The sequence below is a fragment of the Kurthia populi genome, assembly GCF_042686175.1.
Lineage (GTDB): Bacteria > Bacillota > Bacilli > Bacillales_A > Planococcaceae > Kurthia > Kurthia populi.
In genome coordinates, this window is the sequence record NZ_JBHUOR010000105.1 from 1 (window position 1) to 16367 (window position 16367).

At 37.3% G+C, this 16367-nt stretch carries 16 protein-coding genes and 1 pseudogene; 7 read left to right on the forward strand and 10 right to left on the reverse strand.

Going from position 1 to position 16367, the window contains the following annotated elements; genetic code table 11:
* Positions 1 to 378: 378 nt before the first annotated feature.
* On the forward strand, positions 379 to 693 hold the full coding sequence (locus tag ACFSY7_RS11965) for a hypothetical protein (protein ID WP_380147992.1): 315 nt from the start codon (positions 379 to 381) through the stop codon (positions 691 to 693).
* Between the two features lie 734 nt (positions 694 to 1427).
* Here the strand turns inward: ACFSY7_RS11965 and ACFSY7_RS11970 are convergent.
* Both ACFSY7_RS11970 and ACFSY7_RS11975 read right to left on the reverse strand, forming a co-directional pair.
* Positions 1428 to 2360 (reverse strand): PD-(D/E)XK nuclease family protein, encoded by a 933-nt coding sequence (locus ACFSY7_RS11970; RefSeq protein WP_380147993.1) that lies wholly within the window; start codon positions 2358 to 2360, stop codon positions 1428 to 1430.
* A 52-nt stretch (positions 2361 to 2412) separates the two neighbouring features.
* Positions 2413 to 3126 carry a thermonuclease family protein gene (locus tag ACFSY7_RS11975; protein WP_380147994.1) on the reverse strand — a complete coding sequence of 238 codons (714 nt, stop codon included), beginning with the start codon at positions 3124 to 3126 and terminating at the stop codon, positions 2413 to 2415.
* Between the two features lie 211 nt (positions 3127 to 3337).
* On the opposite strand from ACFSY7_RS11975, the gene ACFSY7_RS11980 reads away from it, so the two are divergent.
* The 4 genes from ACFSY7_RS11980 to ACFSY7_RS11995 all read left to right on the forward strand — a co-directional run bounded on the left by ACFSY7_RS11980 (position 3338) and on the right by ACFSY7_RS11995 (position 8002).
* The gene (locus ACFSY7_RS11980) at positions 3338 to 3814 is read left to right on the forward strand and encodes a hypothetical protein (RefSeq protein ID WP_380147995.1); all 477 of its coding nucleotides are present in this window, start codon (positions 3338 to 3340) and stop codon (positions 3812 to 3814) included.
* Positions 3815 to 4098: 284 nt separating this feature from the next.
* On the forward strand, positions 4099 to 4905 hold the full coding sequence (locus tag ACFSY7_RS11985; protein WP_380147996.1) for an AAA family ATPase: 807 nt from the start codon (positions 4099 to 4101) through the stop codon (positions 4903 to 4905).
* Positions 4898 to 5458 carry a hypothetical protein gene (locus ACFSY7_RS11990; protein ID WP_380147997.1) on the forward strand — a complete coding sequence of 187 codons (561 nt, stop codon included), beginning with the start codon at positions 4898 to 4900 and terminating at the stop codon, positions 5456 to 5458. Before ACFSY7_RS11985 ends, ACFSY7_RS11990 begins: the two co-directional genes overlap by 8 nt.
* A gap of 1035 nt (positions 5459 to 6493) precedes the next feature.
* Positions 6494 to 8002 (forward strand): primase C-terminal domain-containing protein, encoded by a 1509-nt coding sequence (locus tag ACFSY7_RS11995; protein WP_380147998.1) that lies wholly within the window; start codon positions 6494 to 6496, stop codon positions 8000 to 8002.
* Between the two features lie 165 nt (positions 8003 to 8167).
* Here the strand turns inward: ACFSY7_RS11995 and ACFSY7_RS12000 are convergent.
* Positions 8168 to 8512: pseudogene (locus ACFSY7_RS12000) on the reverse strand (recombinase family protein); the annotation flags it as partial.
* A gap of 453 nt (positions 8513 to 8965) precedes the next feature.
* On the opposite strand from ACFSY7_RS12000, the gene ACFSY7_RS12005 reads away from it, so the two are divergent.
* Positions 8966 to 10300, forward strand: coding sequence for a GTPase family protein (locus ACFSY7_RS12005; RefSeq protein ID WP_380147999.1), 1335 nt, complete (start codon positions 8966 to 8968; stop codon positions 10298 to 10300).
* Positions 10291 to 10983, forward strand: coding sequence for a GTPase family protein (locus ACFSY7_RS12010; protein WP_380148000.1), 693 nt, complete (start codon positions 10291 to 10293; stop codon positions 10981 to 10983). Before ACFSY7_RS12005 ends, ACFSY7_RS12010 begins: the two co-directional genes overlap by 10 nt.
* Before the next feature lie 280 nt (positions 10984 to 11263).
* Here ACFSY7_RS12010 and ACFSY7_RS12015 read toward each other — a convergent pair whose 3' ends face one another.
* From ACFSY7_RS12015 to ACFSY7_RS12045, 7 genes are all read right to left on the reverse strand, one after another.
* On the reverse strand, positions 11264 to 11800 hold the full coding sequence (locus ACFSY7_RS12015) for an N-acetylmuramoyl-L-alanine amidase family protein (RefSeq protein WP_380148001.1): 537 nt from the start codon (positions 11798 to 11800) through the stop codon (positions 11264 to 11266).
* Entirely contained in the window at positions 11797 to 12642 is an 846-nt protein-coding gene (locus tag ACFSY7_RS12020) for a tyrosine-type recombinase/integrase (RefSeq protein ID WP_380148002.1), read from the reverse strand. The genes ACFSY7_RS12015 and ACFSY7_RS12020 overlap by 4 nt, the downstream gene beginning before the upstream one ends.
* Before the next feature lie 92 nt (positions 12643 to 12734).
* Positions 12735 to 12872 (reverse strand): YvrJ family protein, encoded by a 138-nt coding sequence (locus ACFSY7_RS12025; RefSeq protein WP_380148003.1) that lies wholly within the window; start codon positions 12870 to 12872, stop codon positions 12735 to 12737.
* 318 nt (positions 12873 to 13190) lie between these two features.
* Positions 13191 to 13433 carry a DUF2922 family protein gene (locus ACFSY7_RS12030; RefSeq protein ID WP_380148004.1) on the reverse strand — a complete coding sequence of 81 codons (243 nt, stop codon included), beginning with the start codon at positions 13431 to 13433 and terminating at the stop codon, positions 13191 to 13193.
* A gap of 34 nt (positions 13434 to 13467) precedes the next feature.
* A complete protein-coding gene (locus ACFSY7_RS12035; RefSeq protein WP_380148005.1) occupies positions 13468 to 13704 on the reverse strand; it encodes a hypothetical protein in 237 nt (78 codons plus the stop codon).
* A gap of 551 nt (positions 13705 to 14255) precedes the next feature.
* The gene (locus ACFSY7_RS12040) at positions 14256 to 14801 is read right to left on the reverse strand and encodes a hypothetical protein (RefSeq protein WP_380148006.1); all 546 of its coding nucleotides are present in this window, start codon (positions 14799 to 14801) and stop codon (positions 14256 to 14258) included.
* Positions 14802 to 15724: 923 nt separating this feature from the next.
* Entirely contained in the window at positions 15725 to 16255 is a 531-nt protein-coding gene (locus ACFSY7_RS12045) for a hypothetical protein (protein WP_380148007.1), read from the reverse strand.
* Between the last annotated feature and the right edge of the window lie 112 nt (positions 16256 to 16367).

A 16367-nucleotide genomic window follows, 5' to 3' on the forward strand; every position in this document is an offset into this window, starting at 1 on the left:
CCGTCATCTCCACACTTCCAATCTATATTGTCTAATATAGATTATCCGTTATTAGTGGGGAATTTTTAAACGGTATTATCGAGGATTTTAACAGCGATTATGACACGCTATTTAGAAGAAGGCGCGCTAATTTATTATCGATTAAGACTATTTCATCCATTGCTATTCCCCTTTTTTGTATTCTAATATATTTTAATTTTATATTATTTATTAAATCTGTTCTTGTAATGATAGATTTTTAATATAAAAAGAGCGTACTAATTAATTTAGAAGACAGTATATTGGAACGAAATATTCAATTTTACTTTAAAAGATTCAATAAATATAAAAATTATTGTAAAATTATATGATAAAAGTATTGTTTGGAGGGTAATGTGCATGAAAAAAATAATAAAATTAGTTTGTGCAATCGCAGTCATTTTTTCAGTAATCGGTTTTTTTGTTGGAAAAAAGGTGGCTGAAAATCAAATTACACATCATCAAGAGAGCATAACGGAATTAAAAAAAGATGTTCGTGAATTAACTTTAAAAAGGGGAAAATATTTACAAGACGCAAAAGAATTTGAACTTTATGCTAACTCGATTCCAGAGATTCTAAGAGAAGTTAGTAGATATCAAACTGAATTAGATGAGAAGAAAGCTGAGTTAAAAGTAGTTGAAGAAGAAATAGAAAAAACTAAAAATAAAGATTAATTTCTATTAATTAGTAGTATGTAGAAATATGTATATACATGTTTCTACACGTTTTATTTTGACCGACTTTTGTGGTAGAAAATGAATAAATGAATAATTTATCGTGTAGATTCGACAATTAATGAGATTTTTGATTTTGGCGTAGGACTGGTCTGAGAAGGTGCATAGCACCAGGACGAGTCCTACGCCTTTATGATAGAAAGAGAAAATTTCGCAATACGTAAATGGCTTTGCATGAAGCGATGGCCGTCTCAAAATGCGACAAGGTGCTTGCACCGGCATTTTGGCGGCCCTATATGTTTCATTGAAATATGAGCTTGCGCAGTTGCTTGCGAAGCGAGTAGCGCATGCGTGCCAAAGTTCGGGATAAGGTGCGTATTGAGGAGAATTGGAATATAGGCCCCACTTGGACATGGGATGAAATTATAAAAACAGCCTAGCAGTTTCTTATAGAAATCCTGAAGGCGAAACAGCGGAGCGTCGCCTGAAGGGCCCCCTCCCCCTAGGAACGTCCCCCAAAAGTTTAATCCCGTCCGCTTGATGGGTGGGGGTACGCCGTGGGGGGTTGGGGGAGTGGCAGGGGGAGGCGGGCATGAAAAAAACTGCTAGGCTGGTTTAGCGTAATATAAATGAGTACAAGTGGGGCCGGTGCGGAAGGGATACACTATCGGGCAGGGAATGAAAAAAACACGATCTACGCGGTGGTTGTGCGCGTAGGTCGTGTTTTGTCGTTTTTACTTCAAACAAATCTCTTTATAGTTGCACTTATCACATTTTTCTACAAATTCCGTTTGCGCAAATGCTTCTAATTCATACGGTTCATTCGTTAAAACGTCTGCTTGAAATTGCTTCATGTACTGCGTGCTTTGTGTGAAAATATAAAGCAAGTTCTCAATATCAAATAGCTCTAGCGTTGTTTCAACATGGTTATTAGCTAACAAATACTCGTTCCTCACTAAAATATCTTCTAGTGGCACATCCATTTTCTCCTGCAAATAATAGGCGTACAGCGCAAGTTGCTGGCGATCCGCTTCCGATGACTTCCCCGTTTTCCAGTCAACGATAACCCATTGCCCTGTTTCAACATCTTGATACAGCAAATCCATCACCAGAAACACTTTAACATCATCAATCATAATAAAGCGAAACTGCTCAGGCGGCTTAATGTCCAGTTGCTGTCCTTTTGTCATCAGCTCCTGGACGGTATGGCTATTTAAAAAATTCTCGAAAATCGAAGCTAGTCGCCCCTGATATACCGACACCGCTTCTTTATCCAGCTCCCCATGATAGTAAATATCAAAAAACATATTATGCTTATTCGGCTTGGCCGCCCACGTATCGTACTGATATTTTGAAGTGATATAAGCATCGTTTAACATCTTACGCGCACGCTCAACTAAAGAATTTGCGCTTGGTAGCGTATGCGTGTACATGATTTCCTTAATCGTTTCCTCAATCAATTCATGCACGATTTTTCCGAAAAACATTGGTAAATGCTGCAGCTTTTTTAATCGATACGCATGTTGTGCGATCGGCGCCACATTATATTTCAGCCATCCATTATGTGAAACGTAGTAATCATAGCCATATTTCCGCTGGCAATCTAACACGACCTTATGACGCGTCAACGACCACGAAAAGTCCGGAAATTCTTTCACTTCAAACATCGTAATCACCCCTCAATATAAATAAAAAGAAGCCGAAATTGGCTCCTTTATTTTATCGTTCGCACGCCCAACCGTCTTTATCGCGGTCCATTTTAGCTTGATAAGCTTTATGCCCCTTTTTGACGCCGTTTGGATAATCCTTGCGTAACTCTGTGCAGTTTTTATATGTCTTTGTCTTAGAAGGCTTTTTCGTCGTTGTTTCCTTCTTCGTAGTATTAAAACCGCTACTTGTCACATACCCTTTTTTCGACCAGATGCGCAGTTTTTCTTTCTTCGCTTTCGCTTGTGCATTTAAGTATTTAGCTTTGTTCTTTGTATTTGGCGCATAGATGTAAGCTACACGCGCATAGCCCTTACGTACAAGCTGCAGGTTCAAATCCTTGCCATCAACGTATACATACGCCAATTTACGGCCGTATTTGTCACCTTTATATCCCGCTTGGTCAAAATCAAGCTGGATTTTCTTCGCATTTTTTAATTTTTTCTTAGTGTAATTACTTGCCTCTTTGCCCCATGGTTGCACACCTTTTGATGGGTGCTTCGTCTCTGGCGTGTCCACTAATAAGAAACGAACCTTGATCGTCTCACCTTTGTACTTAAACGATGCTGTGTCTCCGTCTGTAGGACTAACAAGCGTCACAGTGTTAAGCGTCTTCGCCGTTGTTGTTGCAGGCGTAGTGTAATCTGGAGAAGCTACAAAGCCCCCGATTAACGAAAATCCCATCACACCAGCAATCAAACTCTTTTTGAATTTAGTAAAATTCATAGTCCACCTCCATATTCTTCTTAGTTCTATTTTAACAGAAACGAATGTTCGTTTTAATCTTTATTTCACATAAAATAGAAAAGTAATTTCCTTCATCTATTGGTTGTCCGCATCTAATTATTCGACAACCCAGAAAAGTATTGTAGATAAAGATGATATAATTGCTACGGCTTACTAATTAAATAGTAGCTGAAGAAATAGGGGCGATTTTATGAAATTTGATTTTGATATTGAAATCTACGAGGATATGATTGGATTGGATCTGACTGCTCGCGATTATTTAGATTTTAGAATGAATATCCATATCACTGATAAAGGTGAAAGATTTGAACTTTGTACATCTACATTCAATTCAGCAATCCTTTTAGGCATCCTAGAAGGATTAATTGATATTTATGAAGGGAAAGGAAATTCATTTACCGTTGAAATGTTTGAAAGTAATTATGAGGTACACTTTTCTTACGACTCACATTATTTAAAAGTTCAAAGATATGAAGCTTCTGATGGAGAAATAGAAATTCAATTAAGTTATAGACTAGATGATTTTGTGGAAGCCTTTGTAAAAGAATCAAAAAAATTTGTACAATATATTTTAAAAATGGATGAATATGCTTATGATTTTGAGTATTATAAATTACTTAACGACGACATAAACGTGTTAAATAATCATTTAAAAAACTTGATTTAATAGCTAAGAAAATCCCTGTTACATACTAGATATTTCTGAAACGACTTCGATAAGATTTTGAAGTCGTTTTATTATTTATAAAGTTCTTTGCTGTTTGTATGCAAATGTAGAAATGTGTTGTAGTATATAAATGATGTAAAAGGCACTTATTTCGCTATTTTTATTAAAAATATCACATATGAACAAATGTAGAAATATTAATAAATATATGTAGAAACATGTTTATACATATGTGGAAACGTGGTAATATAAAGTATATAAACTAAAGAAGTGGAGGATTTTGTATGGCTAAAACGATTGTAATGGGTAACTTTAAAGGTGGCGTTGGCAAGACGAAAGTGTCTGTCATGACGGCGTGGGAGATGGTTCATCAATTCGGCAAGAAAGTACTACTCATTGATATGGATCCGCAAGGCAATGCATCAACATTGATCGCGCGTACCGCTGGAATTACAGAATTACAAAATACGATTTTTACAGGTTTTCAAACAGGTGACTTAAAAAATACAATTCTAGAAGTAGAAGAAAATCTGCATCTAATCCCCGCTTCGCTGACATTCAAAAACTTACCTAAATTTTTATACTCGAAATTTGAAACAGAGATTGAACAAGTTTCTTATTTAAAACAACTACTCGAGCCGATTAAAGAGGACTACGATTATATTCTAATCGACGTGCCACCGACTATCTCAGATTTCTCGGATAACGCGATGATGGCAGCCGATTACGTGCTTATCATTTTACAAGCGCAGGAATTATCGCTTGAAGGTTCGGAAACGTATGTATCGTATTTGCAGTTCATGGCGGATAACTACGATGCTGATATTCAGGTCGCTGGTGTACTTCCTGTTTTACTTCGCCCAGGTAGCCGCGTCGATGAATCGACAGTTGAGCGCGCGAAAGAATTATTCGGCGATGATAACGTACTGCAGCATTTCATTAAACATTTAGAACGCCTCAAAGCTTGGGACGTTACAGGCATTACCGATAAGGACCAACACGACCGCAAAGCACATCAAGTATTTATCGATGCGACAGAAGAGTTAATCAAAAAAATTGAGCACTTTGAGGAGGCTGGTAAGTATGAGTAATGAAAAAGGCGGCTTGATTAAAAAGAAACCGCGTAAAATGCAACCAGCTCCAAAAGTATCTAAGCCAGATCAATTCAATGCGTTCAGCTACACACCACAACCAGCGAAGGCAGACGCTCCAAAAGAAGAAGTAAAGCCCAAAGCAATTGCTGAGCCAGAAGTAAAACAAGAATCAATAGCTGAACCGGAAAAAAAAGTTGAAGAAACATCTTCCGAACCGGAAGTGAAAACTGAAACTGAAGAAGTAAAAGATGTTGTGATCATCGAACAAGCTCCTAAAGCAGCACGTCGCTCGCAGAAATTAACGCTAGAGGATTTGAAAAACAATCTTACAGTTGGCCGAGGTACGAAATCAAAATCGGTTCGAGCACCCGAATTTGTTTACGATGAATTGGTACTTTTAAGCTCTTTTGTAGATGAAAATAAAATGTATCAAATTTTGCAGATGTTAATCGATTCGTATGTGTCTCATGAACTAACTCCACGCCAGCAGCGACAGTTCAATTACATGATGGAACTAAAGTTTTTAAAAGAAGAAGAAGAAACAAAATAATAATGGGCCTCTTTAACAATATGTTAAGGAGGTTTTATTAATTTTGTTGCATTTGTGACAAATAAAAATAAAAATAAATTATTTTAGAAAGTTACATAAAATGGTAAAATATACTTATTCATAATAGTTTGACAATAAAGTTTTGTCAGAAATCAAAGAACAAAGCAACTTTTAAAAAAATTTTTTTGCACTAAAACTTATACGCAGATGTGGAAATGTAGAAACATGTATATAACTTTAAGCGGCTAAACTTATATGCAAATGTGGAAATGTAGAAACATGCGTATATATTTTTGTCTAGAAACTTATACGCAGATGTGGAAATGTAGAAACATGTATATAACTTTAGGTGGACTAACTTATATACAAATGTGGAAATTTAAGATTTAGATACTGTAATAACAGCCTTTGTAATACATCAACTTATATACAGATGTGGAAATGTAGAAACATGCATACAAGTTTAACGGCCTAAACTTGTATGCAGATGTGGAAATGTAGAAACATGCATATAAGTTTTAGTGAACAAACTTATACGCAGATGTGGAAATGTAGAAACATGTATATAAGTTTTAGTGAACAAACTTATATACAAATGTGGAAACTGATAAAAATATGCTTAAAACCGCATCGTATCAAGGTTTACAAGACTTCTTAGATATGTTTAGATAGTAAATAATAGAAAATAAAAAAACATCCACATTTGTCTTGGCGGACAAATGTAGATGTCTTTTATGCTCTTTGGCGAGAGCTTCGAAAAGATTAATAAAGCATTTGGCGAAATCTTTTCATTACATTTTTAAACTCATAAAACACAACTAAATACGGGATTTCTCAACGTAAGAATGATATAGATTTATAAACGGTTGGCGCCGATTATAAAATTTCACTTTTTCGTTGACGAAAGTATAAAGTTCTTGAAATTGATTATATCAGAGGATAATCGTAGTTTTCAATGCTTCGAACTCGAATACTTTATCTTTTTTCATAAAAAGACCCCGTATGTGTTATCTAAGCAGAAGGGAGTCTTTTTTTATGCCGTCGTATAATCTTGCTCAAATTATTTCGTCGATCACACATAATAGTTTAACCACCTATCGTACACGCAACTCGAAAGTGCCAAACGCTGCCTACGCAGATACAGCTGACAAAAAAGGCGCTGTTTTCGCTGTGCGCAAAAAAACGGACTTCGCGAATGGGCGTGTACGAGGCTTTATCGTGACGTCTAAAGAAACACTCGCAAAAGAGGCAAATAGTCTAACTCATTGGACGCCTAACACGTACCAGCGCTTTGGTTATACAGACGAAACACGTACATACATAAAAGGATTTGAAGACGCAAATCTGTCTCAAATCAATACATTCGTTGTCGATATCGACACGAAACGACATAGCGTTAATGATATTATGCTTGCTTGTATTGACCACTCAGTAGGGGAACCATCAATGGTATTAGAAACGCCAAACGGCTACCAGGTCTATTTCATACTTGCTCAACCCATTTTCATTTCAAATAAAAATAACTTCCGTAGTCTTGTAGTCGCGAAACGTATCGCCAATAACCTCAAATTGAGCTTATCTAGCGTTCATGCCGATATGTACTGCAATGACTTCGGCTTTTTCCGTATGCCGAACGCGCATAACGTTGTGTGGTATAGCGAAGCACGCTATACAGTCAAAGAGCTAATTAATTGGTCGATGCGTCAAGATGATGAAGAGTCCCGGACACTTTTTGTTGTTCCGCATAAAATGACATCACGTAGCGTTATGGAGTCAGAATGGTTTGCAGCGTTATTACATGCAACCGATATTAAAGGGCAAAAAGGACAAATTGGCCGTAACAACACGTTATTTACGTTAGCGCTGGTATGTTACCAGGAGGGCATGGATAAAGGTCGTGCGTATGATTTATTAGACGAATTTAACTCGAATCTCAACTACCCGTTGAGTGTTTTTGACATGCGTGCAACAATTAACTCAGCTTACTGCGGAAAATATAACGGGGCGAGCCGCGCATATGTAGAAGCGCTACTCGAAACATATGTTGTCGGTGGTAGCGAGTTTTCGGTAAGCCTCGGTAGTACATATTGGTACAAACACAAAAAAGCGCGCAAGGACCGCGTGCGCAGTCACTATGAAGAGTGGGAACAAGACATTATCGACTATTTAACGGCCGAGCAGGGCGCTCTAGAGCCGTTTGTTTGGCATACACAAAAAGAGCTTTGCGCGGCTGTAGGCATCGCACAGAGCTCTTTAAACGTGGTCATGAAGAAGTCAAACAAACTCTTAAAGACAGTAGTAGGTCGAGGTTGCACAGCGAAAACAGGCTGGACAACAATCGGCTTATTTTTAACGCACATTATGAGTATGCATCGTGCTCAGTCTGCAGCGTTTAAGCAAGGACTTGATGCGATGATCAACAGCTATGTCGCGCTACTCGAGCCGGTTGGAGGCTATGAACCGCTTCGAGTGATATTATCTCGCCGCGATGGACCACCAGACGAACAACTGACCATGTTCGCATTGCATGAAGCCGCTAGTTGAACCAATACTCCAGTCTGCCTAACATATTTCTAATTACGCTCTCTCTTTCTTTGAAGCGTTTATATATGCTTTTGGTATACATCATTGTTATTTGCTTGGGAATGTAGTTGTTTTTTACTAATTTAGTGAAACTTAATATGTAAGAATGGGGGTATTTTATGGCATATCAGTAAAGGCAGCAAAAAGATGAAACATGAGTTGTCTCGTTGCACTCTTTTTATTCATTGTGATATTTTCCTGTAAGCTATGAAAACTAATTTCTCTTTCATTAAGGTCGTTCACAATTTCAATTAAATTCCGCATGTTTCTTCCTAATCGATCCAATCGCCAAACAACTATCGTATCACCAGCTTGCACAAATCGAAGAGCCTCTTTTAACCCTTGGCGTTTACCTTTAGCTCCACTCATTTTATCTGTAAATCTTTTTTCGCAGCCATATTCTTTGAGCGCATCCAATTGCAAATCTAGATTTTGAATGCCTGTTGAAACTCGCGCATATCCTATTTTCATTCATTTCAACTCTTTTTGAATTTTCAGTTTTATTGTATGGTAACCTAATCAAGAGGGATTTACTGAACATAGATTTATTGACAGGGTTTCTGAACAATATAAAAGGCCGATTATTCCTTAGCGTAGGAAAACCGGCTTTTTTCATGTCGAAATTTGTTTAGCGTATAAAATCCGCTTTTTGTCGGATGTACTTATCTTTTTCACCATTTAATGTATATTATTTACCATACAGATGATATGATATTTAGGCATAATAGTCATTTTTATAGTTATAAATGATATAAAATAATTATTAACAGAGGCTGGTATTTAAAGAAGCAAACATATCGGAGCTTACGATTTTATATGAGAAAAATCGTATATATATCTGGTCAATAATAATTTCCTCTGAAAAATTTTGTGAATGGATGATTAAATTTCACAAGAAATAATTTATGTGAAGGGGCTAATGAAATGAACAAAGAAAAGTTTTTTGATGCAATGGAGAAAGACATTCAATCAGCTAATATACCTGAATCAGAGAAAACTAAATTAATGCAAAATTTATTGCATTTAAAAGAACAAAAAATTAATTTAATGATTACTGGTGCAACTGGTAGTGGGAAGAGTTCAACAATTAATGCTTTATTTGATATGGAAGTGGCGAAAGTTGGTGTTGGTGTTAATCCAGAAACTATGGATATTGCCAAATATGAATTAGATAATTTAATTCTTTGGGATAGCCCAGGACTTGGTGATGGCAAAGAAGCAGATAATAGACATGCTAAAAATATTATAAAAAAATTAAATGAGTTAGACAATAAAGGAGAATTACTAATTGATTTAGTATTAGTAATTTTAGATGGTAGTACAAGAGATTTAGGAACATCATATGAACTTATTAATAAAGTTATAATTCCAAATTTAGGAGAGAACAAAGAACAGCGAATTTTAGTAGCCATCAATCAGGCGGATGTTGCAATGAAAGGTCGTTATTGGAACTATGAAAAAAATCAGCCTGAACAGAAATTGAAAGAATTTTTAGACGAAAAGGCTGTATCAGTCAAAAAACGTATTAAAGAAGCTACTGGAGTAGATATTGATCCAATTTACTATAGTGCAGGCTTTAAAGAAGAAGGGGAAGAACAACAAAAGCCATACAACTTATCAAAATTACTTTACTATATTGTAAAAGCTACTCCTGAAGAAAAGCGTTTATCATATATCGATAATTTAAACGAAGAAGAAGAAATGTGGAAAGATGATGATGGTTTAAAAGATTATCGTGCAGAAGTTCAACAAAGTTTCTTTACAACTGTAAAAGAGCATGTTGTAAAAGGTGCTGAAATAGGTGGAAAAATCGGGTCGGTGTTTGGTAAAGCAGGAGAATTTGCTGGTAAAGTAGTTGGTGGTGTAGTTGGTGGTTTGATTGGAATAAGAAAGAAAAAATCTGGTGGTGGTCGAAGTAGCGGTGGCGGTGGTGGCTGCTATATTACAACGGCTGTGTGTGAGTATCAAAATAAACAAGATGATTGTTATGAACTAACACAATTTAGAAAGTTCCGAGATGAATGGCTATTAAATCAACCAGATGGCAAAGAATTAATTAGCGAATATTATGAAACAGCTCCACAGATTGTAGAGCAAATTGAAAAACTGCCGAATAAAGGCGAAGTTTACAAGCATATCAACGAACAATATTTAACACCATGTTTAGCGTATATAGAAAATAATCAAATGCTTCAATGTAAAAAGCTTTATACGGAAATGATGCATAACTTATATGAGGAAAAAAAGCTATGGCATTAAAATATAGTACGTATAGAGAAGGTGATATCGCAATAAATTTAGGCATAGCCAATTTTCAGCCGTTGGATGTGATGGTAACAGGTGTAACAGGGGCGGGGAAATCTACAACTCTTAATACATTCTTTCAAAAAGAAATAGCTAAAGTAGGTACAGGTGTTGACCCAGAAACAATGGAATTAGACGCTTATAGCTTAAATAATGTTATACGCTTTTGGGATACACCTGGTTTGGGCGATGGATTAAGAGCAGATCAAATACATTCGGAAAAAATAGTAGATTTACTGTATAAAACTTATACACTTGATGAACAGCAGCATGGATTCATTGATTTAGTTCTTATAATTATTGAAGGAGCTAATAGGGATATGGGGACAACATATAAATTACTTAATGAAGTGATTGTTCCGAATATTCAAAGGGATAGGATTTTAATTGCAATTAACCAAGCGGATGTTGCTATGAAAGGAAGGCATTGGTTAACGGCTGAAAATAAACCAGATGCAAAATTAAAAGCATTTTTAGAAGAACAGGCAGTATCAATTCAAAAACGAGTACTAGAAGCAACGGGTGTAGAGGTTGTAAAGCCAGTATATTATTCTGCTGAATACAATTATAATGTGAACCTTTTATTTGATTTAATCATTGATAATATGCCTAGAGAAAGACGGAAACTTTTTCTCTGAGATCCATTACTAAGGTCCAACCGACAAAACTGCTAAGAGATTGCCAAACATGTTCGTTTTTGATGCTTTATCGAATGACGTTTCAAATATGCTAAGTTTCTGTACACTATAAAAAGCCTATTATTCCTTAGCGTATGGAAAATCGGCTTTTTTCATGTCGAAATTTGCTTAGTGTATGTTTTGCGCGTTTTGTTGGTGGGACGCCATAATTAAAAAAGTGTAGCAGCAGAAAAATAAAAAGACATGAATAATTATTTATCCATGTCTTTTTATTTTTGTTTTAACTTTTCCCACAAGCAACCTTCAAATCAACAAAGCACCCAGCAAGCCCCTCAACCATTACCTCAAACTTTTCATCAAACAAACGATTATCATCACTATTATCAATAAACCCAGCCTCAATCAATACAGCTGGCGATCGTGTATTACGCAGCACATAATAGTTGGCTACTTTTACCCCGCGATCTTTGAATCCCACTCGAATTAACGCATTCTGCAGCTGCACAGCTAAATCCTTCGCTTTTGCGCTTGCGGTCGGATACGTAAAAACCTCCGCACCCCGGGCCTTTTCTGGACTATGCGCATTGCGGTGGAACGATACAAAATAATCGTATTTATCGGCTTTATCACGCTTTACCCGCGCGCCTAAACCCAACGTCTCATTTTTGGTTCTTGTCTCATGCACAACGACTCCAGCGCCCCGTAAACGCTTCGCAACCGCCTGTCCTAAGCGCAATACATCATCCGCCTCTTTCCGTCCCCTATAATTTGCCCCTGGATCACTCCCGCCGTGGCCATAATCAAATAAAATCTTCATACTGATTCCTCCCTTACCAATTTTGGTGCGATATTTGCAAAACTTGAAAATGCATTCTGTGTATAATGACGCGTCATATTGAGCGATCGGTGCCCCAAAAGCATCTGAATTTGTTCAATCGCTACACCCTTTTCCAATAACCGCGTCGCAAACGTATGACGCAGTACGTGACAGCTAAATGCGATGCCTGTTTTCTGCGAAAAATTTGATGCATGACGTTGTAACGTTCGAGGACTGCATTTAAACGCTAATTCCGATGACACATCCAACGCATTAACATAATCCGCTACGATGCGTGCAGAGTTCTCAAGCATCACAGGTATCAGCCTATCGCTCCCCCATTTCGCATCCTCGATATTAATATAGAGTGCTCCCTCTATAAAACTAAAATCAGCCTTTGTTAGATTCGCAATTTCACTCACACGTGCTCCTGTTCCAAGCATCAAATGAAACGCTGCCTTTGTGTGATCGGGCAATGTACTAATATAACCTGAAAAATTAGTTAACTCTTCGTCGCTTAATCTGCGCTGCGAGCTTGGCGCAACATTGATTTTCATGAGCTTCGACACTGGGTTAAACTGTACCTCCTCGTTCAAAATCATGTAATCAAAGTAGTTTCGCACGCACGATAAAATCCCGTTTACGGTCCTTCCTGACTTTTGCAACTGCAATAAATACTCCTTAAAATCGAGTAAATGGGTCGGTTTCAGGTCTCTGAGGGGCATTTTTTGTTCATCCAGCCACGCCCCGAATGCAATTAAATGATAACGATATGTCTCAATCGTGTTAAAAGCTTTACCTTCGTACTCTAAGTGCTGCAGATATTTATTAATTGATAGCATTAAAGTCCCCCTTGTGTCGCATATTTAAATATATGTCGTATCCAAAAGACGCTACTTGAGGTAATTCGCGATTTTTGAAAAACGATTTGGCCCTAGTCTTTTTCAAATTGATTCGTCAATTTTGCGATGCTTTCAGTCAATAACTCTAACTTTTTTTCCATCCTTACAAGCAAGTAGATTGCCAGCAGAAATGAAAATCCATAGTCGAGGTAGTTGAATAATTCATCCATCATCTTTTCCTCCTAACTTTCAAATTTAAAATCACTCTCGGTGCCGTCTGACGATACGCTGATTCGCAGTAAGTCACCAAAGTTTTCGCCACAATTTTTGCAAAGGTCGATCGTGCCGACTAAAAACTTTCCATGTTCGGCATCATACACACACATCTTAAAATAGAGATCGCGAACGCGGTCGCAGCACTCACATTTACGATAAATCGTGTTTGCGCGTGATAAGATTTTAAAACGATTTTTTTTCGCTGTGATAAGTTCCTCCTCCCTTCTACAAACAATAAAAAAAGCCAGGCGATCGCCTAGCTCTTTGAGGTCTTAGCTAATTACGATACCGAAATCTTTTGTAAGCTTCTCGATCGTTGATGCACCTTTAATTTCAGGTTGTTGAATCAGATCGAACGGTCGTAAGTCCACAAAAACTTGCATTGCTGCTTCTACAGTCGCTGCCGTCAAATCTGGTTTAGGATTTGTAACGCTCATGATACGATCTTTTTTCGAAGATGCATCATAAAATTTCATCGTCAGCACTTTTGTTAAAGTCTCTTTTTGTTCAGCCATTGAAAGTCCTCCTTTCATATTATTAAGTTAATTACTATTTGTTAATTACTGGAACTACTCGACGTTTGTCCACCCACTCGCCATAGAAACGGCTAGCTGTTGGACGATCGACTAACGTTGCAACTGTTTTTAAAACAGTTTCGACTTCCGCTTCTGTTAGATCGAGACGTAAACGAGGTAAAGCAAATCCTTTTACGACTGATTTCTCTGTTGTCTTATCAAGGTAGTCGTACTTAAAAGATAAAGTTTGAGTATGTGATTCTAAATACATATGTGTCACCCCCTTCCTGTAACAAATATATAATTTTCAAATATCAATGTAAACGTTTTCATTTATTTGAAAATAAGCGCCAAATCGAATCGGTTTATAGCACTAGCAATAATCCACGTGCCGATTGTGAAAATATATAATCCCGTCATTTTGCTCACCTCCATCATTAATTTTATCTAAGTATAATTAATAATCGGACGCTGTGCCGTTTGTCATTTATTTAAACGCAAAAAGCCGCCTATATAGTTATAGACGGCCTCTCGTTGCTCATTGTGAGAGCTCAACCTCACGAATTTGCAAATTATGGATAAATAAATATTACAATAAATGTAAAATTAAAGATATTAACTATTTGAGCGTTTTAGCGATTTATTGACATGACTTTACGCCACTCAATCAAAAACGCTAGAAAAATACATCCTGTAGCTCAACCCTTGACGCCAAACAAGGCCATGTTACCCTATTTAATCCGGACGCCAAGGATTTTTTAAACTTGGTGTGCCGCGTCCGAAACACATGGCCTGAAAACTTTGGAGTCAAGGGGGAGCGATTTAATGTCCAGTTCCAAGGTAACTATTAATTGCTTCATCGTTTGCAAATAATGAAAGAGTTGTTGAGCTTGCTCCCGCATCCACTAATAATCGCTTTTCCCCTACTTTATATGCATAAGCTTTTCTATCGCCGTAATCTAAATCATGTGCTTTATCTCGTTTGAATTGTTTCTTGAAAATCGAAACATCCTTTTTAACAGCATAAGTTGCATGAATGCTTTGTACGTTATTAAACTTTTTTAAATCATAATTTGCATCAATGTAACTAGCTTTATATGTAAAAGATAACTTTTTATTATAAACATGTTCATATAAAGGGGCAGTTCCTCGATTATCGACCTTAACACCTTTTTTTGCTTTCAACGTTGATGTTTTTGTACCAAGAGCTGCAGCTGCATGTTTAAATTTCCCTTTTTTAATTAGGTTTACATCTGCTTTAGTGAATGCCTCAGTTTTCGCTTTTGCTTCTGCGACTGAAGATGTGAATGGTGATACGACTGTGCTGGCACCAAATACAAGGGCCGTTGCTAAAAATAACTTTTTCAAATAAACACTTCCTTTTTAGTTTATAAATAAAATATAGTGTTTTTACGAAAAGATATATATTAATCATTTGTGCAATTAATAATTTTAGGACCCTTTTTTTGAGTAGTTGCACCGCCTCGCCCCCGCCTATCGTGTGGATTCTCTCGTAGCGCATTGATCATCTCACGCTCTCCAGTCTGTCTGATTCCGATGATATTAAGGAAACGATGTTGTAGCGTTCACTCTCGTTCACTTCAACATCGTCTCCATGATTGCCCCCGCTCTTCCACTCTCATCCCCCTCCCCCCGCCACCCTCGACCCGGCATCCCCACACCCTATTAAAGCGGGAGGGGATTTTCGAGGCGTTCTTGGGGGGAGGACATTTTGGACCACACCCGCTCCGCTTTGTGCAGTCCAAATTTAGTCGGTGGCGAGGCTTAGATTGTCCTGGTAGTTAGTTGGCCACTTTCGCAAAGAGCATGCTCAGCTAGGTCCTTGCGGCGCTGCGCACCTCGTCAGGACCCGCTTCACACAAAGATAAAAGCCCTCTCGATGTCGGCGCTGGCGCACCTTTGCAGATCGAGAAGGCTTTAGATATCGCATTCAATAGATATTGCTTATATAGTTAGGGGTTCATTGCGAGTGCCGCCCTGGGAGCTCACGCACCTGCAGGCCGCCCTCGTTCGTAGTTAGCAAGCCCTCTAGATATTCGGCGCTGGCGCACCTTTTCAAAATCTATAAGGCTTGGTTGTGCTACAGCCATATGGTTGTTGGCCAGTGTAGTGTTTGCATCGTATGAGTTTGATTACTTGTCGGATCTACGCGCGGAGTATTGAGACGCTCGTGTTGGTTCACCGGCGCTGGCGCACCTTTTCGTGAACCAAAATACCGCCAACTGTTCCTCGGTGCAGGCACCTTGCAGAATGAAGTTGGCGGTATAGTTTTAGTAGAAAATCACATCATAAGAATGCATAATTGCTTTCTTAGTTCCTACCTGAAGTATTGTGTAAGTATCTGAAATACTTGAAAATTTATAAATACTTACGTAATATTTTCCGGCCTTATAAAAGGATGTTCTATTTTCTTGAACAGAATTTGATAAGCTATAATATTTTAATTCCTTACCTAATTTCTTTTTTATAGAAGAACTAGAAATTAAGTAAGTATAAGAACGTTCGATTAATATTATTTTTGAATTTGGTGTTGGATTAGAAGAATTAAATACGTAATAATCGTCACCTATTGTATCTTCTATAAACGGAGTAACTAAAAGGCCATTATGAGATTTCAAATTCTTTTTTAGTAAACCAATTTTTCCATAAGCATCTGGGAAAGTACCCTTCTTCAAATTTTTTGCAAGTTTACTACTCATAGATTTTTCTTTTGCCTCAGCTTGTAAATTCATATTCAAAAATGCTGAAGTCATGAAAGTCCCACTAATTATTAATATTATTGCTAATAAAATCTTTTTCACAGTAATCCCCTCCCTCTATAAATGTTGATATATCAATGGCTCACGCCATTTTTGAGTGTCAAAAAAATATTTTCCAACACGCATATCTAACTTAATTTTGTATTAATTGATA